A 20,484-nucleotide genomic window follows, 5' to 3' on the forward strand; every position below is an offset into this window, starting at 1 on the left:
CATGAATGCCGCTGCTGCTTCCAATCACGACCCGGCCGAAATCGCCCGCTTCGACGACATCGCCCAGCGCTGGTGGGATCCGAAGGGCGAGTTTCGTCCGCTGCACGTTTTGAATCCGGTGCGGCTCGACTACGTCGACGAAGGCGCCTCGTTGCGCGGCAAGCGCGTGCTCGATGTGGGCTGCGGCGGCGGCATTCTCAGCGAAGCAATGGCGAAGCGCGGCGCTCAAGTCACCGGCATCGACCTCGCGCCTCAAACCATCGAAGTCGCCGAGCTGCATGCGCTCGAAAGCCAACTCACGATCCGCTACCTGCGCGAGTCGGCTGAGACTCACGCAGCTCATTCGCCGGGCGCTTACGACATCGTCACTTGCATGGAAATGCTCGAGCACGTGCCCGAGCCCCAAAGCGTGCTCCGCGCTTTGCATGATCTGGTGAAGCCCGGCGGCGACATCTTCGTCTCGACGCTGAATCGCAACCTCAAGGCTTATCTATTAGCGGTGGTCGGCGCGGAGTACGTGCTCAATCTGCTGCCCCGGGGCACGCATAGTTATGAGCGCTTCATCAAGCCTTCGGAGATGAGCCGGTGGGCCCGCGGCACCGGTCTAAATGTCGTGGACCTCGCCGGCCTGGCGTATGACCCGCTCCAACATACCGCCCGTCGCACCGGCGACGTGAGCGTGAACTACATGATGCACTTGAAAAGAGACTTCTGAATTGGTCGGTACTTCAGTTGGGTTGATGGTTCTGGCCGCGCTCGTGATGGGCGCGGTCGTCGGCGCGCTCGTCGCGAGCCTGCGTGCGCGTCAGCGTTCGGAAGGGCTGCACGTCGAGCTCGCGGTATTGAAAGCTCAGATCAAAGGCGAGGAACAGCTCGAACGCGAGCGTCAAGCCGCGATCGAGCGTTCGACGGAGAAGCTGAAGTCGCAGTTCGATTCGCTTGCCGGCTCGTCCCTGCGCACCAATAGCGAACTGTTCCTGCAACTCGCGCGCGAGCATCTGACTCAACATCAGCAGTACGCCGTCTCGGCGCTTAGCGAACGTGAGAAAGCGATCGAGACCATGCTCGCGCCGATTCGCGAGGCGCTGGGCAAGACCGAGCAGCAGATCTTGCGCATCGAAAGAGAGCGTGCCGAAACCTTCGGCAGCTTGAAGACCTCGCTCGAATCCGTCGCGCTCGGCCAGCAGGCCCTGCAAAAGGAAACTCGCACGCTGGTCAATGCGCTGCGCCGACCTGAAGTGCGCGGCCAGTGGGGCGAAATGACCTTGCGTCGTCTCGCCGAGCTGGCGGGCATGGTCGAGCACTGCGACTTCAAGGAACAAGTGCACGTCCGCGTGGAGGACGGCAACCTGCGTCCCGACATGATCGTTCACATGCCCGACGGCCGCGATCTGGTCGTGGACGTGAAGACGCCGCTCGATGCTTATCTCGAAGCCGTGGATGCCGCGACCGATGAAGCCCGCGCGGTGGCGATGCGCCGTCATGCCAATGCCATCGCGGAGCGCGTCAAACAACTCGGCGCAAAGAGCTACTGGGCGCAGTTCGAGCGCAGCCCGGACTTCGTGATTCTTTTCATCCCGGGCGATCAGTTCCTCTCAGCCGCGCTCGCCGAGCAACCGAACCTGCTGGAAGACGCGATTCGTCAGGATGTGATCATCGCGACCCCGTCTAGCTTCGTCGCGCTGCTGAAGGCCGTCGCCTATGGCTGGCGGCAGATGTCGCTCGCTCAGAATGCCGAGACCATTCGTACGCTCGCCGAAGATCTTTATAAGCGTCTGGCCGTGTTCACGACCCATCTGGGCAAGCTCGGCCGCAACCTGAGTAGCAGCGTCGATCATTTCAACGCCGCGGTCGGCTCGCTCGAGCGCCAGGTGCTGCCCGGTGCGCGCAAGTTCACCGAACTGGGCGTTCGTCCGGATCGAGAGATGGAGATGTTGGAGCCCATCGACAAGATGACGCGCGAGCCGGCGGAAAAAGACCAGCTGCCTCTGCCCGGCACCAACGACAAGGGCGCGCAGTCCAAGTAGCCTCGCCATGTCGACCCTGGAGAACGAACTGATCAATCGCACGGCCCCGCCGGGGTCGATGCGTTATTTCTCGCTGCTGTACTCGCCCGAGGACAAGCGCGAGATCGTGCTGGCGTTGTATGCGATCGAGACCGAGATTCGTGAGTCCGCGAAGAGCGCGAGCCACGATGTCGCGCACACTCGATTGACCTGGTGGCGCGCCGAGACCGATCGGCTCATCAACAACAATGCTCAACATCCGGCGACGCGCGTTCTGTCTGAGCGCGCGTCTGGCGATCGCTCCCTCTTCAACAAGCTGCACGAAGTGCTCGCCGGCGCGGACATGGATCTGGCCCGCATGACGTTCTCGAATCAGCAAGAGCTGCGTGCGTATTGCTCTCGTAGCGGTGGCGCGATTCAGGAGTTGATCGCTGCCCTGCTCGTCCAGCCCGGCACCCTCGATGAAGCGACGCGTGCGGCGGCCAACAAGCTCGGTGTCGGCATTCGAATGGCGGAGATCGTTCGCGATCTGCGTCAGGACGCCTACGACGGCAATGTTTATTTGCCGCTCGACCTGCTCGACCGGCACGAGCTGAAGACCGATCACTTGCGAGCCCGTGAAGTCGATCCGAAGCTCAAGAGCGCGTTGAGCTCGATTCGTGAGAGCGCGACCGCTGAGTTGGCGCTGCCGCTGCGCGGCCCGCAAACGGAGCACCTCCGCCCCATTTACGTGCTCGCGGCCCTGCACCGCAAATTGCTCGACCATATCGCGGCCCGCCACTACGATGTCGCCACTCAGCGCATCGAGCTCGGCCCGCTGCAAAAACCGTGGACTGCGTGGCGCGCCGCGCGTCGTGCTTGATCCGCACCTCCTGGCAAAGAATATGACTGACCCTCGCACTTACCAACCTTCCAAAGACGCGCTCAAAGATCGCGTCATTCTCATCACCGGCGCGAGCGACGGCATCGGTAAAGCAGTGGCGCTTGCAGCCGCCTCTCACGGCGCTCAGGTCGTGCTGCACGGTCGTAGCGTTCGCAAGCTCGAAGCGGTTTACGATGAGATCGTGAACGCCGGCCATCCGCGCCCTTCCATCCTGCCGCTGGATTTCGAGAAAGCCGGTCCGGATGAATACGAGAAGCTGGTGGTCGCGCTCGATCAGGAATTCGGGCGGCTCGATGGGCTGTTACACAACGCCTCGATGCTGGGCGAACGCGCGCCCATCGAACATCACGACGTTGCCAAGTGGATGCGCACCATGCACGTGAACGTCAACGCGCCCTTCATTCTCACGCGCACCTGCCTGCCGCTGCTGAAGAAGTCGGCCGATCCGGTGATTTTGTTTACGTCGAGCGGCGTTGTTTCCAATCCGCGTCCGTTCTGGGGCTCGTACCTCGTGTCCAAGTGGGCGAGCGACGGCCTGATGAGCATGCTGGCGCAGGAACTGGAGAAGCAGCCGGCCATGCGCGTGAACAGCATCAATCCGGGGGCGGTGAAGACGAACATGCGTCTGCAGGCCTACCCCGCTGAAGATCGCAGCAAGCTGCGCGAGGCTCACACCATCGTGGCGGCGTACCTTTATTTGCTCGGGCCGGACAGCCGCGGCGTCCACGGCCAGACCATCAACGCCCAATAAATATCTACTCGCCGAACTCCTTGTCATGGACCGGTGCGTCGGGTCGCTGCCGGTCCAGCGACTCCCGATAGTGCACGCAGCCACGTAGGAATTTCGGCCAGGGCGGCACCGCAATGGCCGGATCGATGGGCTCCGGCAACAAGCTCCAGAGTTGCGGGTGGTGCCAGCACAACTCGTGACCGCTGCTGTCGCGATGGTCGCGAATTCCCGTCCGCAATTTCTTGACCTCGGCGAGCAATTGCTCGCGGCTGAGGCCTTCCAGATCTTCATCCATAGCGCCTCCAGATTATTTCGCCTGGCTCGTGTCGGCAGCCGGTCGGCTGATCCGTCCTTGCCTCGAACGATACGCTTTCCCCCTCTCACTGGAGCAGAAGATGAGCGCCGCACAGAACGAAACCCCCTACCCGAATCCCGAAGTCAAAGGTGGCCTGGTCGCTTACCTGTGCGTCGATGGCGCCAGCAAGGCGTCCGACTTTTACGCGAAGGCGTTCGACGCCAAGGAAGTGTTCCGTTATCCGGTGGATGACAAAGGCCGCACCATGCACATCCATCTTTACATCAATGGCTCGTCGTTGATGCTGAGCGACGGTTATCCCGAGCACGGTCACCCGTGCGAGAAGCCGCAGGGCTTCAATCTGACCTTGCAGGTGAAGAACATCGACAGGTGGTGGCAGCGCGCGGTGGACGCCGGCGCGGAAATCGTGCTGCCGCTGCAGGATATGTTCTGGGGCGCCCGTTACGGCCAGCTCAAAGACCCGTTCGGGGTGCTGTGGTCGATGAACGAGCCGAAGTAACGATTGTTACTTACTGCGTCAGCGCCGCTTCGGCTTCTTGCGCCGATCCGGCGCTGGCCGGCGGCGCGGACGCGCGGGCGCTTCCGGCTTCGGCGGCGGTATCGGCAATGTGAGCTCGACGCTCGCATACAAATCGGCGACCTCGCTTTCCGACAGCTCACGATGTTTGCCGCGAGGCAGATCTCGCGGCAGCTCGAATTCGCCGAACATCACTTGAATCACGCGGCTCACTTTCAAGCCGCGGCTCTCGAACAATGCCCGCACGGCGGCACGACGATGCGCACGATGCGATTCCACGCGGAACCAGCGGTTCGTGCCCTCGCCGCCGGCCGGCTCGATGTTTTCAAACTCGATGGTCTCGTCGTCGTACTGAACGACCTTTGGAATGGAATCGACGTCGTATTCCGGGAATGGCACCAGCACGCGTGCGACGTATGCTGCCGGCGTTGTTTCCGCGCGGCGGCGAAGTGCGTCGGCCAGGCGGCCATCGCTCGTCAGTAACATCAATCCGCTGTCGCCCGCTTGCATGGTGTTCACGACCAGCCAGCGCGAGCCGCGCAACGACGGCAGCGATTCCATGACGGACTTCTCCGCCACCTCGCCGCTTTCATCTTCCGCGGTGGGCGTAATCGGCTGGCCCTGCGGCTTGTGATACAGGATCACTTTTGGCGCTGCGAAGACCTGGATGCGCGATGTGACATCCTTGCCATCGATACTGACGCGATCGCCCGCGTTGTAACGATCGCCCGGTTGCGCCGGCTGATTGTTCAGGCGGACACGGCCTTCCAGCATCCACTTCTCGATCTCGCGCCGCGAGCCGAGGCCGTGCTGGGCCAGTAGTTTATGCAGACGTTCGGACATGATTCGGGCACCGCCGGTGCAGCGGTGCCGGTGGGTTGTTAGCCTTCGCTCGGTGGCTCGCCGACGCGGGTGTGCTCGTCCTCGTCGGACGAGGCCACCATCGGGGAGGAGGTGCCGGACTCGTCGTCGCCATCGTCGGCGGACAGCTCGTCATCGGCGTCGTTCGATTCGTCGCCGTCACCGGCGTCGGCCGACAGCTTGTCCTCGCTCACGTCGTCGTCTTCGTCGTCCTCATCGAAGTCGTCGTCTTCGTCGTCATCGAAGTCGGCGTCACCGTCCTCGTCATCGTCCTCGTCTTCGTCTTCGTCATCGCCGTCTTCGTCACCGGCGTCGTCGTCATCGTCGCCGAAGTCGTCGTCGTCCTCATCCTCTTCGTCTTCTTCGTCTTCTTCGTCTTCTTCGTCTTCTTCGTCTTCTTCGTCTTCTTCGTCTTCGTCGGCATCGCCGTCGCTGTCGTGGGCGTCGGCTTTGGCGACCGTCTCGCCGTCGATGCCGGCTTCCGCGTCAGCGTCAGCGTCAGCGTCAGCTTCAGCGTCAGCGTCAACCTCTGCTCCTGCTTCGACATCGGCGTCGGCAGCGACTTCCGCGCTCGCCACAATTTCACCACCGGACTCGACAGCAGCCTCGCCGCTCGCGGCAGCTTCTTCTGTCGTCGCCGCGCCCTCTTCGGTGCTCGCTGCGACTTCGCCTTCAGCCAACGCGTCGGCCTGCTGCGGCTGATCGGCCGGCAGCTCGAGCTGCACGCCGATGGTCTCGATGTCCTTCAGCTCGGCCAGGGTCGGCAGCTGATCCAGGCTCTTCAGACCGAAATAATCCAGGAACTCTCGCGTCGTGCCGAGCAGTTCCGGACGGCCCGGGACTTCGCGGTGACCGACGGTGCGAATCCAGCCGCGCTCCTGCAGGGTGCGCATGATCGTCGAGCTGATCGACACGCCGCGGATCTCTTCGATCTCGCTGCGGGTGATGGGCTGGCGGTAGGCGATGAGCGCCAATGTTTCCAGAAACGCACGCGAATACTTCGCCGGACGTTCCGACCACAGACGTGATACGACCTCGGCGGCCTTCGGCCGCACCTGAATCCGCCAGCCGCTCGCGACTTCCACCAGCTCGATGCCACGGTTCTCGTAGTCGGCGATGAGCATGCCGATCGCGGTGGTGAAGAATTCGGGCGTGGGTCGCTCACGCTCCTCGAAGAGGTCCATCAGCTGCTGAGTGGTGATCGGCTTACCCGCCGCCAGCAGCGTCGCTTCGATGATGTGCTTGAGATCGTGTTCGTTCATCTCGTTGGTTCCGCGTCCGAATTGTCAGCCTCGTCGGAGGCTCCGGTCACGCTGTCGCCTGCCTTAGACAGTTCAGGCTCGGACAGGTCGGCAATCTGCTCAGGGCTCGCTTCGTCATCCCCGGCCGCATCGGCCGTGACCGGCGCCGCTGCGTCCTCGATCACGACGTTGGTCGTCTCTTCAACCGGCGCTTCCTCGATGAGGACGTTGGTCATCTCGTCGGTCGGCGCATGCTCGAGAACGACATTGGTCGTCTCCTCGGCCGATGCATCCTCGATAACGACACTGGTCGTCTCATCGGTCGGCGCATCCTCGACAGCCACTTCGATCGGCTCGTCCGCCGGTGCTACCTCGGCAATGACCTGAACCGGCTCGCTCGACAACACGTCCTCGGCGATAACATCGACCGGTTCACTCGACGACGCGCCTTCGGCAACAACCTCAATCGCGTCGAGGGCCGGCGCATGCTCGGCAACAGCTTCAATCGCCGCCACGTCCTCGGTCACGACGACATCCGTCGTCTCGACCGCCTGCGCATGCTCGTCGACGACCTCAGTCGTTTCGACCAAAGTCACCTGTTCTTCAGCAGCCGCCAACGACTCGTCCTGTGCAACGACATCGGCGGCGGCTTCAGTCTGTGACTGAGCCACAGGCTCGTCGGTGATCTCTACCGCGTGAGCTTCGGCGACAGACTCTCCGACGACCTCAGTCCTTTCGACCAAAGTCTCCTGTTCTTCAGCGGCCGCCAGCGACTCGTCCGGTGCAACGACATCAGCGGCGGCTTCAATCTGTGCCTGAGCTACGGGCTCGTCGGCCATCTCCATCGGCTCAACTTGGGCCGCGGGCTCGTCGGTGATCTCCACCGACTCAGCTTGGGCTACAGGCTCGTCGGCGATCTCCACAGGCTCAGCTTGAGCCACAAACTCTTCGACGACCGCTGATGTTTCGTCAGCTTGCGACGTACTCTCTTCGACCACCACCGGCGAGGGCACGACGTGCTCTTCGACCACGTGTTCGGGAACGATGTGTTCCTCGACCTCGTGCTCTTCGACGACATGCTCTTCGACGGTGTGCTCGTCACCAACAGCGACGTGGACACTTTCAATTCCCGCGACTGCCTCGTTCGGCTCGACCGTCTCAGTCGGCCCGACGACAGCTTCGATCGGCTCGACGGTCTCAGTCAGCTCAACGACAGCTTCGTTCGGCACGACCGTCTCAGTCGGCTCGACGACGGCTTCGGTCAGCTCGACTGCCTCCGTCGACGCGGCGGGCTCGGGCGTATAAATCGATACGAGCGTCTCAACCGATTCAGGCGCGGTGGAGAGCGAGCCTTCGATGAGGCCGGCGTGGGTAAGCGCGTCCTCGGAGAGGATGTCCATCACGGGCGACACGCTGAGCTCAGCGACCTGCGCTGCGACGGGCTCTAAGGCCTGCGCCGTCAGCGGATCTGTTTCGTCAGCGACGGGCGCGCCGAAGTCATGGGGCACATCTTCGAGCGTGACCTCGTCGTAGACGTGCGAGTTCACCGTCAACTCACCGGGCACGATCTCAGACGTAGCGGGCTCGGCCAGCAACGAGCCTTCCATCGCCAAATCGGCGGCGGCCGCTTCAATCACCGCTGCATCGATAGCGAACTCTCGACCCGCAGGCGACTCAATAGCAGCTTCGTCGATAACGACCGGCGATCCAGCAGCAACTTCCTCAGCCACCGCAGCGGCAACAGCCGCCTCATCACTCGCGGCGACTTCAGCGACGGTCTCTACCGCATTCTCAGTAGACGCGATCGCTTCCGACACAGCGGCTTCAACAAACCCGGCATCGACAATCGCGTTATCCGACTCGACATGATCGACCGCAATCGACGACGCGGCCGCGACATCAGCAACAGCTTCCTGCACGGCGATGGCAGCATCGTCGGCCGGCGGCGTGTCGTCCTCGTCTGGAATATCGTTCTCACCTGCCAGCTCAGGCTGCGCGAGCGCCGCTGCGTTCTCAGCGTCGGCAGTCTCCGAAGCCGCCTGACCACCCTGAACGACTTTGAGGTGACGCTGAGCGGTGCGAACATGAATCGGAGCGTAAGCCTCAGCTTGCACGATTTCGATCAAGCCTTCCTTCATCAACTCCAGAATGGCGATGAACGTCACAGTGACGCCCATGCGCCCTTCCTCGGGCTTGAACAATTGCCTGAACTCGAAGAACGCGACCGTCTGCAATCGCGCCAGGATCTCGGTCATGCGCTCACGCTGCGACAAGCGCTCGCGAGAGATATGGTGATGCGCGAACTTCTCCGCCCGGGACAACACATCACGAAATGCGTCGAGCATTTCTTTCAGTGTCACGTCCGGCAGCAGCTTGACGACCTGGCGCTCTTCCAGCTCGGCGGACGCGAGTACGTTGTCGCGCTCCAGCCGGTTCAGCTTGTCGAGATCTTCCGCCGCCTTCTTGAAGCGCTCGTACTCCTGCAGACGACGCACCAGCTCGGCACGCGGATCGTCCTCGTCCTGACCGTCAGCCGTCGGCGGCCGCGGCAACAGCATGCGCGACTTGATCTCCGCGAGCATGGCGGCCATCAGCAAATATTCGCCGGCGAGCTCGAGCTGCATCTCCGCCATCACGTCGATGTATTGCATGTACTGACGCGTGATCTCGGCGATCGGAATATTCAGGATGTCGAGGTTCTGCTTGCGGATCAGATACAGCAGCAGATCGAGCGGCCCTTCGAACGCGGTCAGGAACACCTGCAACGCGTCCGGCGGAATATACAAATCGCGCGGCAGCTGGGTCATCGGCTCGCCTTCGACCACAGCGAACGGCATCTCGCTCTGCTGCGGCGGCAGCTCGATGGTCAGGTCCTCGTCCTGCAGCTGCGAGCCGGTGTCTTCCACCAGCTTCAGTTCGGGCTTGGCCTTGCTCACCGGTAGTTCATCCCCATCGCCTGGTGCACCTCGTCGAGTGTCTGGCGTGCGACGTCGCGCGCCTTCTCGTTGCCCTCGGCGATGATGCCTCGGACCAGGTCGCGATTCTCTTCAAATTCCTTGGCGCGGGCCTGCATGCCACGCAGCTCGGTCACGATTGCATCGATGACCGGCTTCTTGCAATCGAGACAACCGATGCCGGCCGTGCGACAGCCCTGTGCGGCCCACGCCTGCGTGTCCGCCGAGGAATAGATCTTGTGCAGATCGAACACCGGACACTTGTCCGGATCGCCCGGATCGGTGCGACGCTGACGCGCCGGGTCGGTCATCATGCCCTTCAGCTTCTTCGCGACCACATCGGGATCTTCGCGCAGGCCGATGGTGTTGCCGTAAGACTTGGACATCTTGCGACCGTCGAGGCCGGGCACCTTCGGTGTCGCCGTCAGCAGCACCTCGGGCTCGACCAGATAGCTGCGGCCCGTGCCTTCCAGATAACCGATCAAGCGCTCGCGATCGGCCAGCGTCAGCCGCGCCGTGCCTTCCAGCAGCGAGTGCGCCTTGGCAATGGCTTCCTGATCGCCCTTCTCTTGATAAAGGCGCCGCAACTCGTTGTACCGAGTGCTGTTACGACTGCCCAACGCTTTGAGTGCCTTGTCGACCTTGGCCTCGAAGTCAGGCTCGCGGCCATACACATGATTGAAGCGGCGCGCGACTTCGCGAGTGATCTCGACGTGCGCGATCTGGTCCTCGCCGACCGGCACGAACGCGGTCTTGTACAGCAGGATGTCCGCGCTCTGGAGCAACGGATAACCCAGGAAGCCGTAAGTCGCGAGATCCTTGTCCTTCAGCTGCTCCTGCTGATCCTTGTAGGTCGGCACGCGCTCCAGCCAGCCGAGCGGCGTGATCATCGAAAGCAGTAGATGCAGCTCGGAGTGCTCGGGCACGCGCGACTGAATGAAGATGGTCGACGAGGCCGGATTGAGGCCGGCGGCCAGCCAGTCGATGACCACATTCCAGACATTGCTCTCGAGCTGCGAGGTGTCCTCGTAACCGGTCGTCAGCGCGTGAATATCGGCGACGAAGAAGTAGCACTCGTACTGGTACTGCAGCTCCACCCAGTTCTTGAGCGCGCCATGATAGTTACCAAGATGGAGTGCACCTGTCGGGCGCATGCCGGACAGGACGCGTCGGTTGGTAGCGGGAGTCGAGCTCAATGCCTGGCCTCTGGCCTAAAAATCAAGGCGTTAGCGAATCTTGTTAATTCGGGAAATCAGCGTTTTACAAAGCTGGCCGCATTATACGCAGCTTGACAGCCACTCTTGATAGCTGCCGATGAGTCGCATTATTCGAACGCGCTCACGTCGCCCTTGCCCCGGCGGACCACGATCGGCGCGGGGCCGGCCAGGTCGATCACGCTGCTCGGATCGAGGCCGCAATTGCCGCTGTCGATCACCGCGTCGACGAAGTGGAACAGCCGCTCCTGGATCTCCCGCGGGTCGGTCAGCGGATGCTCGTCGCCCGGCAGAATGAGTGTCGAGCTCATGATCGGCTCGCCCAGCTCGTCGAGGATGGCGGTGACCACGGGATGATCGGGCACGCGCACGCCGATGGTCTTGCGCTTCTCGTTCTGCAAGCGCCGCGGCGTCTCCTTGGTGGCCTGCAGGATGAAGGTGTACGGGCCCGGCGTGAACGCCTTGAGCGTGCGGTATTGCGTGTTGCTGACGCGCGCGTAGTTGGCGATCTCGGACAGATCGCTGCACACCAACGTGAAGTGGTGATGACGGTCGGTCTGGCGGATCCGGGCGATACGCTCCATCGCCGCCTTGTCGCCGAGATGGCAGCCGAGCGCGTAGCACGAATCGGTCGGATAAACGACCACCCCACCCTCACGAATGATCTCGACCGCCTGACGGATCAGGCGGAGCTGCGGGTCCCTGGGGTGAATCTCCAAATAGCGGCTGGTCATCCCGGTATGATAGCGGCCCTGTCAAATCCGCCGGTGTCACCGGCAAGGTCCGCGCCCTCTCATGAAGTTGTTGTTCGACTTCTTTCCGGTCATCGCGTTCTTTCTCACCTACAAGATCACCGGCAATATGTTCGTCGCCACCGGCGTCATCATCGTCGCGGTGATAGCGCAGACGGCCTGGCAATGGTTCCGCCACCGCAAGGTCAGCCAGATGGCGCTGATCTCGGGCGTGCTGGTGTTGATTTTCGGCGGCTTGACGTTGCTCGTCCATGACAAGGCGTTCATCCAGTGGAAGGTCTCGGTGGTCAACTGGCTGTTCGCCGTGGCGTTCTTGGCTAGCCGCTGCTTCGGCGACAAGCTGCTCATCGAGCGAATGATGGGCGAGAACGTGCAGTTGGACCCGCCGGTATGGCGCACGCTGAACTGGGCCTGGATCGTGTTCTTCACCGCGCTCGGCTTCATCAACCTCTATATCGTCTACAACTTCTCCGAAGAGGTCTGGGTCAACTTCAAGCTGTTCGGCATGCTCGGTCTGACCGTGGTGTTTGCGATCGCGCAGGCGATGTGGCTGTCGTCCAAGATGCCGCCCGAGGAGGCGCCGCCTCAATCAGAGAAGCCCCAGTGACTCGCGCCGAGCGCATCGTCGATGAGCTGCGTAAGGCGCTGCACACCGATCAGGTCGAGTTGATCGACGACAGTCATTTGCACGCCGGTCACGCGGGTGCGAGAGATGGCAGAGGTCATTTCCGCGTGCGCGTCGTGTCTGCCGATTTCGGCGGCCTGCGTACATTGCAGCGGCACCAGCTGGTCTACCGGTCGCTGGGCGAGCTGATGCAAACCGACATCCATGCGTTGAGCATCACCGCGCTGACACCGGACGAAGCGCGCTGACGAATATCGTTCAGATAACTTCCACACCAAGGACACCTATGAATCGTCATCTTCTGGTCAGCCTGCTGCTGCCCCTCACCCTGCTGGCGGGTTGCGGCAATGCTGCCGATAACAACAAAGCTGCTGCAGGCCCGCCGATCGCGGTGGTCAACGGCAAGAACATCAGCAAGTCCGAGTTCGACCTGTACGTCGAGAACGTCGGCCGGCAGTCGAAGCGCGAGATCACCGAAGCCGAGAAGTCACAGCTGCTGGATCAGTTCATCAGCATGCAGCTGGCGGCCGACGCGGCGTCGAAAGCCGGCATCGAGAAGGAAGCCAAGGTCCAGGATCAGCTGGCGCTGGCGCGGTTGAATGTGCTGGTCGATTCGGGCCTGCAGCAGTGGCTGGAAAAGAATCCGGTGACGGATGCCGAGCTGCGCCCGGAATACGACGCGCAGGTCGCGCAGATGCCGAAGGAATATCACGCACGTCACATCCTCGTGGACGACCAGGCGAAGGCCGAAGCGCTCACCAAGGACCTCAAGGGCGGCGCCGACTTCGCCAAGCTCGCCGAGAAGAACTCCAAAGATCCGTCCGGCAAGAACGGCGGCGATCTGGGCTGGTTCACGCTCGAGACCATGGTCAAGCCGTTCTCCGACGCAGTCGCGGCGCTGCAGCCGGGCCAGATGACGGACAAGCCGGTGCAGAGCCAGTTCGGCTGGCACATCATCAAGCTCGAAGAGTCGCGCACCACCCAGGCGCCGGCGTTCGACGAAGTGAAGGATCGGGTCAAGGTGTTGGTGCAGCGGAAGAAGCTGCAGGATTATCTCGACGGCCTGCGTAAGAACGCGAAGATCGAAAAGAAGATCTGAGGATCGTGGGGCGCGCTGAAGTCAGCGCGCCCCTGGCTCACAGACTGGCAGCTCACGCGGCAGCGAGTTCTCGACACCGGCCGCCTGCAACTCCGCATGGAGCTGCACCATGGCGGTGAACAGGCGGGTCGCCTCCCGCCATTCGCAGCGGATCGTGAGATTAAATCCTGGCGTCGACCAGAACATTTCCACCTGACTGGCATAGTCGCTCAACGCACCTTCGTAACGTTGCAATGGCAGTATGGGTCCGTCCACGGGATGGCTGTGAGCCTGGCCGAAGCCGAGCACGCGTAACGGCTCGTAGCCGTTTTTGAAGATCCAGACATTGGGCGCGCTGGGATCGACCTGCTGCAGCGACAACATGCCCCCCGGTCCAAGTCTCGGCCCCCAACGATCCGTCTCAAATCGTCCTTGCGCGTCGGTGACTCGCTCGAAGATCGCCAGCTGTCCGCCGGGAAAGCCTTCCAGTCCCTTGATCTGCCAGTTCACCACGACGATGGCATCGGCAATCGGCTGGCGGGTGGTGGCGTCGATCACCTGGCCCTCCAACGGACCCGACCATTCCGGCTTCGTGCAAAGGCTCAGCCCGAGCACCAGCACTATCAATAGCAGCGCGATCAACAGCCGCAGGACACGCACTATTCGCCCGCGAGTAATTTCAGGAACGCAGCCTCGTCCAGAATCTCGACGCCCAGTTCCTGGGCTTTGGTGAGTTTCGATCCGGCCTCGGCGCCCGCGACAACGTAGCTGGTCTTCTTCGACACGCTGCCTGTGACCTTGCCGCCGAGCGCGGTGATGCGATCGCCGGCGTCGTCGCGGCTCATGCTTTCAAGCGTGCCTGTGAGCACGAACGTCTTGCCGGTCAGCGGGCCTTCGGTCGGCGCCGCACGAGCCTTTTGAACGGGCCAGTGAACGCCGCGTTCGCGAAGCGCCTGGATCACTTCGCGATTGTGAGGCTGCTGGAAGAACGTGTAGACGTGCGCGGCCACGACCGGCCCAACGTCCGGCACTTCCTGGATCCCCGCTTCATTCGCTTCCTGCAGCGCCTCGATCGATCCAAAGTGATTCGCCAACGCTGTAGCGGTGGACTCGCCCACATCGCGAATGCCGAGGGCATAAAGAAACCGGGCCAGCGTGGTCTTCTTGCTCTTCTCCAGCGCATCGACCAGATTCTTTGCCGACTTCTCGCCCAGCCGCTCCAGGCCCGCGAACTGCTCGACGGTCAGCTTGTAAAGATCGGCCGGGCTCTTCACCAGCGGCGACTCGCCGTCGATCAACTGATCGACAATCTTCTCACCGAGCCCATCGACATCCATCGCGCGACGGCCGGCAAAGTGCAGCAGCGCGCCTTTGAGCTGCGCGGCGCAGGACAAACTACCGGTGCAGCGGGCAACGGCCTCGCCCTCCTCGCGTTCCACAGCCGAATCGCAGATCGGACACTTCTCAGGGAGTTTGACCTTCTCGGCATTCTCCGGCCGGCGCTCCAGAACAACTTTGACGACCTCCGGAATCACATCGCCCGCACGGCGAATGACGACCGTATCGCCGATGCGCACATCCTTGCGTTCGACTTCGTCCATGTTGTGAAGCGTGGCGTTACTCACCGTCACGCCCCCGACGAACACGGGCTCGAGTCGCGCGACCGGCGTCAGCGCACCCGTGCGACCCACTTGAAACTCCACGTCGCGAACGATCGTGTTCTCTTCGTGCGCCGGAAACTTGTGCGCGATCGCCCAACGCGGCGCGCGTGAAACGAAGCCGAGCTCGCGTTGTTGAGCGAAGCGGTTGACCTTGTAGACGACGCCGTCGATCTCGTACTTGAGCGAGCTGCGTTTCTCACCGATGTCCCGGTAGTACTCCAGGCACCCTTCGGCGCCTTGCACGACCTTGGTGAGCGGCGACACTTTGAGATTCCACTCACGCAACTGTTCGAGCACTTCGCTGTGCGTGGCCGGAAGTTTCCAATTGCCGTGCTCGCCGACGGCGTAGAAAAACACATCGAGCGGCCGGCTCGCCGCGAGTCGAGGATCGAGCTGACGCATCGTGCCCGCAGCGGCGTTGCGCGGGTTCACGAATACTTTCTCGCCCTTCTCCAGCGCCCGCTGATTCATCGCTTTGAAGCCAGCGAGCGTCATGAACACTTCACCGCGCACATCGATCACATCGGGCGCCTTGCCACGAAGCTGCGTCGGCACGGCTTTGATCGTGCGAACGTTGTGAGTCACGTCCTCGCCCTTCATGCCATCGCCACGCGTCGCGGCGCGCACCAGCTTGCCGTTCTCGTAACGGAAGCTCATGGCTAGACCGTCGAGCTTGGGCTCGGCGACGTATTCGATGACTTTGTCCGTTTCGAGCCGCTCGCGAACGCGCCGGTCGAAGTTGATCAGATCGTCATCCGTGAACGCGTTGTCCAGCGACAGCATGGGCGTCGTGTGGACCGCTTCCTGCAGCTCGCTGACCGGCGTGGCACCGACGCGTTGGGTCGGCGAGTCCGGCGTGATCAGATCGGGATTGTCGGTCTCGATCTGCTTCAGCTCATTGAGCAGCCGGTCGTACTCGGCGTCGGACACTTCCGGGTCGTCGAGAACGTGATAACGATAGTTGTGGTGCTCCAGCTGGCGGCGCAGATCCACTGCACGCGCCGCCGGCGACGGCTTGGTCACTCCTGATAACCCTCGGATCTGCCGGTCGAGCGCGTGCTGGCGCCCGGTGGTGGTCGCTCGAAGTCGCGAACTTCCTGTTTCATGCGCTCGATTCGATGCACGGTGAGCGGCACGCCGCGATCGTCCTGAAGCACGCCGCCCAGCCCTTGATGCAGACGACGCGCGCAGGCGACCAGCTCATTGAGTGCATGCATGCCCGGCACGGGGCCTGGCAATTGAGCAAACAAAGTCACGCCCGGATACAGCGTCTCGTTCATCTTCTCCAGATCGAACGTGCCGGGCTCGACCATGCTGGCGATGCTGAAGATGGCCTGCCCGTCGCTGTGCTCGCGATGAAAGATGTCATAGCGGCCGTGAACCAGCAGCTCCGCCGCCAGCAGTTCCTGCAGCTTCGCGCCTTCGATCTTCTGCGGGGCCGAGCTCAGCCGCAGCGACAGAATCTTGCGACGGTCGGGCGAGCGGCGCGCTCCCGGCGATTCGCTGGAAGACAGCGTCGGCGCCGGCGCGGGTGTCACGACAGTCGTTGAATTCGGCGCTTGAACCGGCAGCTCTTCGGTGACCGAATCGGTACCCAGCGTCGGCTCGACACGGCCGCGACGGAAGTCCGGCAGCGGCCGCGACTCCGCCGGGTTCACCGCCGGCGGCGTTTCTCTCGCGATGGGTCGAGGTGACTCACCACGAGGCACGCGAGCTTCCATACGCGGGCTCGACGGACGCACCGGTCGCACCGCCGTGTCGTCGTAATCCTCAACCGGCGGCTCCTCTTCTTCTACCACCTGGTCGACCTCATCGTCTTCCGGCGCTTCGTAGTCAGGAACATCGTCCCGCTGAAACGCAGGCTCCCGACGCACTTCGGTAAAGCCATGCGGCTGCATCGACGGCTCGGGGCGCGAGCGAAGCGCGACATCTTCGCCCACTGCCGTAGCACCGCGCCGCCCCCACAGATAAATACCTGCGAGCAGCACGATGCCGAACCCGATCAGAATCCAACGCAACTCACTCATAGAGTCCTGGATGCCCGCTTACATCGCCGCCAGACGCACCGCTTCGTCGACGTCCACCGCCACCAGGCGCGACACGCCCGGCTCGTTCATGGTCACGCCGACCAGGTGCGACGCCAGCTCCATCGTCGTCTTGTTGTGAGTGATGAAAATGAACTGCACGCGCTCGGACATTTCCTTGACCGTGTTGCAGAAGCGGCCGACGTTCGCTTCGTCGAGCGGCGCGTCCACCTCGTCCAGCAGACAGAACGGCGCAGGATTCAATTCGAAGATCGAGAACACCAGCGCCACCGCCGTCAGCGCCTTCTCACCGCCCGACAGCTGATTGATGGTGCTGTTCCGCTTGCCCGGCGGGCGCGCCATGATGGAAACGCCGGCGTTCAGAATGTCCTCGCCCGCCAGCTCCAGGTACGCATGACCGCCGCCGAACAGGCGCGGGAAGCGCTCCTTCAAACCGGCGTTGACCCGATCGAACGTATCCTGGAAGCGCTGGCGCGTTTCCTTGTCGATCTTCTGGATCGCCGTCTCCAACGTTTCCAGCGCTTCGGTCAGGTCCTTGAACTGGCTGTCCAGATATTCCTTACGCTGCAACTGTTCCTGATATTCCTCGATGGCCGCGAGGTTGACCGCGCCGAGGCGGCCGACCTTGTCGGCGATGTCGCTCAAGGTTTCTTCCCAGGCATGCACGTCGGCTTCCGGCGGCATTTCCTGATACACGGTCGCCAGCTCCAGGCCGGTCGCCGCGAACTGCTCTTGCAGCGTCTCACGCCGCACCTTCAATTCCTGAGCGAGCATGCGCACGTCTTCCAAACCGTTGCGCGCTTCTTCGATCGCGTGCTCGCGATCCATGCGCTGCTGATCCATCGTACGCATCAGATGCTCGGCCGTTTCCAACGCCTGGCGCGCGACCGACAAGTCCTCCTCGACGGAGACGCGCTGTTCCAGCTTCGCTTCCAGCTCGACTTCGAGCGCCTCCAACGGCGCATCGCCTTCGGACAGCTGCTGACTCAACCGTTCGCGACGCTGTTGCAACTGTTCCAACTGATTGCGCAGACGATCGAGACCGGCCGAGATGGAGGAGAGCGCCGAGCGCCGCGACTCCACCTTGATGGCCACATCCTGCGCACCCGAGCGATCCAACTGCGCTTGTGAGCGCTTGTGACCTAAATCTTCACGGCGCTCATCGCGCTCTTGCTCGAGACCGACGCGCTGATCTTCGAACTGCGCCATCGCCTCGACACCTTCCTGCAGGCGGGCACGCGCTTCGGCAATCGCTTCGGAGCGACTGCCGTAATCGTTATCCAGCTCTTCGATTTCGCCAGTGACCCGACGCAGACGCTCGGCAGTCTGCTCGGCCTTGGCGCGCAACGCCGTCACTTGCGAGCTGAATTCGCTGTGCGAGCGATGCAGACGATTCACCTCGACCTGCAATTCATCGCGACGCTGTTCGAGCGCGTGGAAGCCGTCACGGCATTCCGCGAGCTGAGACTGAACAGTCTCGCGCTGCTCTTCGGCCGCGCTGACGCGGTCACGCAGCTCGCCCATTTCCTTTTCGCGCTCGATGACGCCGGCGTGAACGTCCTTGTCGCGGCTGACACGCAGCCAGTCGCGACCAATCCACACGCCATCGCGCGTGATGATCGATTGACCGTCGGATAGCGAATGACGACGCTCCAGCGCCTCGGGCAAGGAGTCGACCGCGATGATGCCGGTCAACAATGCGGAGATCGCAGACGGCCCCTGCACGCGAGACAACAAGCTGTTGCTGTCGTTGCTCTGCGCGCTGCTCGAGCCCGAGGAGAAGAAAGAAACGGTGCCGACTTGCAACGAGTCGATGCGCTGAGCGATGTCATCGAGCGCGTCGACCGACACCGCTTCGAGATACGAGCCGAGCACCGTTTCAACGGCGCGTTCCCAGCCCTGATCCACGACCAGTTGCTGACCTAGACGCGGACGCTCGGTGAGCGAATTGGATGACAGCCATTCTGTGACTTTGCCTTGCGCGAGGCCGAGTGCCGCCTGCTGCAGAGCTTGCAGCGACATCAACTTGCCCTGCGCTTCCTGCAACTGCTTGCGGGCGTTGTCCTCGGCGCTGACCAGCTCACGCTCGCGCTCACGCAGTGCCTGCAACTGTTCCGTTGCTTCACGCAGCTGAGTCGCCGCGGTCTCACCTTGGAGAGCGGCATCTTCCTGCTGAGCTTCGAGCATGGCGATGCGCTCGGCTGAGTCGCCCATGTCGAGCTGGCTCAGTTCGGTGCTCAACCGTTCACGACGCGACTGCAGGCCCGACAGCTGATGTTCTAACTGCTCGATACGCGCGCGTTCGACCTGCGTCTTTTCGCTGGCCGAGCGCGACTCGCGATTGAAATCTTCCCAACGCTCCTGCCACAGCTGCATCGCCTCTTCGGCTTGCGACAACGCGTCGGCGGACGCCTGCTCGCGCTCGCGGGCCGCTTCGAGGCCGGGCTCGAGTTGCTCCAGCTCGGTCTGCAACGTCGTGATCTGTTCCTGATCGCGCGACAAATGCTTGCTGGCTTCGGCCGCGCTCTCTTCGGTCTGTTCCAGATCCTGGCGCTGACGCTGGCGCAGCTCGCGCGTGTGCTGGATCGACTGCTCGGTGCGCGAGATCTCGGAACCGATCTGGTAGTAGCGACCCTGGACCGCGTTAAGGGCTTCTGACTTTTCAGTGAAATCTTCGCGCGAGGTTTCGATCGAGGACTCGATGGCGCGCAACTCGGCGATCAACGCCTGCATCGCCGTGTCGCGCTCGCGCAGGACGGCTTCCTTCGACTCCGCGTCGCCCTCGATGGTCTTCAGGCGCAAGGCGATCAATTCGGCATTGAGCTTGCGCTCGTCCTGCTTCAGGGCCTGATAACGACGGGCGGTCGCAGCCTGGCGCTGCAAGTGGCGCAGCTGCTTGTCGACTTCCTCGCGGACGTCGTTCAGGCGCTCCAGGTTCTCCTTGGTGGCGGCGATGCGATTGGCAGTCTCGCGACGACGCTCCTTGTACTTGGAGATGCCGGCCGCCTCTTCGATGAAGCCGCGCAGCTCTTCGGGGCGCGCCTCGATGACGCGGCCGATCATGCCTTGCTCGATGATGGCGTAGCTGCGCGAGCCCAGGCCGGTGCCCAGGAACAGCTGGGTGATGTCCTTGCGCCGGCAGCGTGCGCCGTTGAGGAAGTACGCCGAGGTGCCGTCGCGCGAGACGACGCGTTTCAGCGACACTTCGTTGAAGTTGGCGAACTGGCCGGCGAGCTTGCCGTCGGAATTATCGAACACCAGCTCCACCGAGGCGGTACCCACGGGCTTGCGCGAGCTGGAGCCGTTGAACACCACGTCCGCCATCGAATCGCCACGCAGATGCTTGGCGGAGATCTCGCCCATGACCCAGCGCACGGCGTCGATGATGTTCGACTTGCCGCAACCGTTCGGGCCGACGACGCCGGTCAGATTCCCTGGGAAATTCACCGCGGTCGGGTCGACGAACGACTTGAACCCGGCCAACTTGATCTTATTGAGTCGCATCGCGCCTCGAGTGCCAAAGGGGGTGTGAAAACGGGCCGTAGTGTATGTGAAACATTCCCGCCTGTGGACGCGTTGAACGCCGGGCTGAGCGACCGGA

17 protein-coding genes and 1 pseudogene are annotated in these 20,484 nt (G+C 62.6%); 8 read left to right on the forward strand and 10 right to left on the reverse strand.

Annotated features, from left to right (window positions below; all coding sequences use genetic code 11):
* The first annotated feature begins 1 nt into the window (after position 1).
* The 4 genes from ubiG to ACFPN2_RS03215 are packed head-to-tail and all read left to right on the forward strand — an operon-like array spanning position 2 to position 3,640.
* Positions 2–715, forward strand: coding sequence for a bifunctional 2-polyprenyl-6-hydroxyphenol methylase/3-demethylubiquinol 3-O-methyltransferase UbiG (gene ubiG / locus ACFPN2_RS03200; protein WP_380594897.1), 714 nt, complete (start codon positions 2–4; stop codon positions 713–715).
* 1 nt (position 716) lies between these two features.
* The gene (locus ACFPN2_RS03205) at positions 717–2,027 is read left to right on the forward strand and encodes a DNA recombination protein RmuC (protein ID WP_380594899.1); all 1,311 of its coding nucleotides are present in this window, start codon (positions 717–719) and stop codon (positions 2,025–2,027) included.
* 7 nt (positions 2,028–2,034) lie between these two features.
* Positions 2,035–2,868, forward strand: a complete 834-nt coding sequence (locus ACFPN2_RS03210; RefSeq protein WP_380594901.1) for a squalene/phytoene synthase family protein — start codon at positions 2,035–2,037, stop codon at positions 2,866–2,868.
* 22 nt (positions 2,869–2,890) lie between these two features.
* The gene (locus tag ACFPN2_RS03215; RefSeq protein WP_380594903.1) at positions 2,891–3,640 is read left to right on the forward strand and encodes a YciK family oxidoreductase; all 750 of its coding nucleotides are present in this window, start codon (positions 2,891–2,893) and stop codon (positions 3,638–3,640) included.
* 4 nt (positions 3,641–3,644) lie between these two features.
* On the opposite strand, the gene ACFPN2_RS03220 is transcribed toward ACFPN2_RS03215, so the two are convergent.
* The gene (locus ACFPN2_RS03220; RefSeq protein WP_380594905.1) at positions 3,645–3,914 is read right to left on the reverse strand and encodes a hypothetical protein; all 270 of its coding nucleotides are present in this window, start codon (positions 3,912–3,914) and stop codon (positions 3,645–3,647) included.
* 100 nt (positions 3,915–4,014) lie between these two features.
* Here ACFPN2_RS03220 and ACFPN2_RS03225 point away from each other — a divergent pair, with 100 nt between their 5' ends.
* The gene (locus ACFPN2_RS03225; protein WP_380594907.1) at positions 4,015–4,434 is read left to right on the forward strand and encodes a VOC family protein; all 420 of its coding nucleotides are present in this window, start codon (positions 4,015–4,017) and stop codon (positions 4,432–4,434) included.
* 18 nt (positions 4,435–4,452) lie between these two features.
* Here the strand turns inward: ACFPN2_RS03225 and ACFPN2_RS03230 are convergent, their stop codons facing one another.
* The 5 genes and pseudogenes from ACFPN2_RS03230 to ACFPN2_RS03250 all read right to left on the reverse strand — a co-directional run bounded on the left by ACFPN2_RS03230 (position 4,453) and on the right by ACFPN2_RS03250 (position 11,456).
* The gene (locus tag ACFPN2_RS03230; RefSeq protein ID WP_380594909.1) at positions 4,453–5,295 is read right to left on the reverse strand and encodes a S4 domain-containing protein; all 843 of its coding nucleotides are present in this window, start codon (positions 5,293–5,295) and stop codon (positions 4,453–4,455) included.
* A gap of 38 nt (positions 5,296–5,333) precedes the next feature.
* Positions 5,334–6,575 carry an SMC-Scp complex subunit ScpB gene (gene scpB / locus ACFPN2_RS03235; protein WP_380594911.1) on the reverse strand — a complete coding sequence of 414 codons (1,242 nt, stop codon included), beginning with the start codon at positions 6,573–6,575 and terminating at the stop codon, positions 5,334–5,336.
* A 2,054-nt stretch (positions 6,576–8,629) separates the two neighbouring features.
* Positions 8,630–9,391, reverse strand: a pseudogene (locus ACFPN2_RS03240) (segregation and condensation protein A); the annotation flags it as partial.
* A 95-nt stretch (positions 9,392–9,486) separates the two neighbouring features.
* Entirely contained in the window at positions 9,487–10,704 is a 1,218-nt protein-coding gene (locus ACFPN2_RS03245) for a tryptophan--tRNA ligase (protein ID WP_380594914.1), read from the reverse strand.
* Positions 10,705–10,832: 128 nt separating this feature from the next.
* Positions 10,833–11,456, reverse strand: a complete 624-nt coding sequence (locus tag ACFPN2_RS03250) for an L-threonylcarbamoyladenylate synthase (RefSeq protein WP_380594916.1) — start codon at positions 11,454–11,456, stop codon at positions 10,833–10,835.
* A 61-nt stretch (positions 11,457–11,517) separates the two neighbouring features.
* Between ACFPN2_RS03250 and ACFPN2_RS03255 the strand changes: the two genes are divergently transcribed.
* Genes ACFPN2_RS03255 through ACFPN2_RS03265 form a run of 3 tightly spaced genes read left to right on the forward strand, consistent with a single transcriptional unit; the run spans position 11,518 to position 13,198 of the window.
* Positions 11,518–12,081, forward strand: coding sequence for a septation protein A (locus ACFPN2_RS03255; protein WP_380594918.1), 564 nt, complete (start codon positions 11,518–11,520; stop codon positions 12,079–12,081).
* Entirely contained in the window at positions 12,078–12,347 is a 270-nt protein-coding gene (locus tag ACFPN2_RS03260) for a BolA family protein (protein ID WP_380594920.1), read from the forward strand. Before ACFPN2_RS03255 ends, ACFPN2_RS03260 begins: the two co-directional genes overlap by 4 nt.
* Before the next feature lie 38 nt (positions 12,348–12,385).
* Positions 12,386–13,198 (forward strand): peptidylprolyl isomerase, encoded by an 813-nt coding sequence (locus ACFPN2_RS03265; protein ID WP_380594923.1) that lies wholly within the window; start codon positions 12,386–12,388, stop codon positions 13,196–13,198.
* 21 nt (positions 13,199–13,219) lie between these two features.
* On the opposite strand, the gene ACFPN2_RS03270 is transcribed toward ACFPN2_RS03265, so the two are convergent.
* The 4 genes from ACFPN2_RS03270 to smc are packed head-to-tail and all read right to left on the reverse strand — an operon-like array spanning position 13,220 to position 20,387.
* Positions 13,220–13,837 carry a hypothetical protein gene (locus ACFPN2_RS03270; protein WP_380594925.1) on the reverse strand — a complete coding sequence of 206 codons (618 nt, stop codon included), beginning with the start codon at positions 13,835–13,837 and terminating at the stop codon, positions 13,220–13,222.
* Positions 13,837–15,861 (reverse strand): NAD-dependent DNA ligase LigA, encoded by a 2,025-nt coding sequence (ligA, locus tag ACFPN2_RS03275; RefSeq protein WP_380594927.1) that lies wholly within the window; start codon positions 15,859–15,861, stop codon positions 13,837–13,839. The genes ACFPN2_RS03270 and ligA overlap by 1 nt, the downstream gene beginning before the upstream one ends.
* Positions 15,858–16,865 carry a cell division protein ZipA gene (locus tag ACFPN2_RS03280; RefSeq protein WP_380594929.1) on the reverse strand — a complete coding sequence of 336 codons (1,008 nt, stop codon included), beginning with the start codon at positions 16,863–16,865 and terminating at the stop codon, positions 15,858–15,860. The genes ligA and ACFPN2_RS03280 overlap by 4 nt, the downstream gene beginning before the upstream one ends.
* An 18-nt stretch (positions 16,866–16,883) precedes the next feature.
* Positions 16,884–20,387 carry a chromosome segregation protein SMC gene (gene smc / locus ACFPN2_RS03285; protein ID WP_380594931.1) on the reverse strand — a complete coding sequence of 1,168 codons (3,504 nt, stop codon included), beginning with the start codon at positions 20,385–20,387 and terminating at the stop codon, positions 16,884–16,886.
* Between the last annotated feature and the right edge of the window lie 97 nt (positions 20,388–20,484).

The sequence above is a fragment of the Steroidobacter flavus genome (assembly GCF_042651805.1).
Taxonomy (GTDB): domain Bacteria; phylum Pseudomonadota; class Gammaproteobacteria; order Steroidobacterales; family Steroidobacteraceae; genus Steroidobacter; species Steroidobacter flavus.

Coding starts and splice junctions, on each gene's coding strand:
- ubiG (WP_380594897.1), top strand. CDS start 2: ATGAATGCCGCTGCTGCTTCCAATCACGACCCGGCCGAAATCGCCCGC.
- ACFPN2_RS03210 (WP_380594901.1), top strand. CDS start 2,035: ATGTCGACCCTGGAGAACGAACTGATCAATCGCACGGCCCCGCCGGGG.
- ACFPN2_RS03215 (WP_380594903.1), top strand. CDS start 2,891: ATGACTGACCCTCGCACTTACCAACCTTCCAAAGACGCGCTCAAAGAT.
- ACFPN2_RS03220 (WP_380594905.1), bottom strand. CDS start 3,914: ATGGATGAAGATCTGGAAGGCCTCAGCCGCGAGCAATTGCTCGCCGAG.
- ACFPN2_RS03225 (WP_380594907.1), top strand. CDS start 4,015: ATGAGCGCCGCACAGAACGAAACCCCCTACCCGAATCCCGAAGTCAAA.
- ACFPN2_RS03230 (WP_380594909.1), bottom strand. CDS start 5,295: ATGTCCGAACGTCTGCATAAACTACTGGCCCAGCACGGCCTCGGCTCG.
- scpB (WP_380594911.1), bottom strand. CDS start 6,575: ATGAACGAACACGATCTCAAGCACATCATCGAAGCGACGCTGCTGGCG.
- ACFPN2_RS03250 (WP_380594916.1), bottom strand. CDS start 11,456: ATGACCAGCCGCTATTTGGAGATTCACCCCAGGGACCCGCAGCTCCGC.
- ACFPN2_RS03255 (WP_380594918.1), top strand. CDS start 11,518: ATGAAGTTGTTGTTCGACTTCTTTCCGGTCATCGCGTTCTTTCTCACC.
- ACFPN2_RS03265 (WP_380594923.1), top strand. CDS start 12,386: ATGAATCGTCATCTTCTGGTCAGCCTGCTGCTGCCCCTCACCCTGCTG.
- ACFPN2_RS03280 (WP_380594929.1), bottom strand. CDS start 16,865: ATGAGTGAGTTGCGTTGGATTCTGATCGGGTTCGGCATCGTGCTGCTC.
- smc (WP_380594931.1), bottom strand. CDS start 20,387: ATGCGACTCAATAAGATCAAGTTGGCCGGGTTCAAGTCGTTCGTCGAC.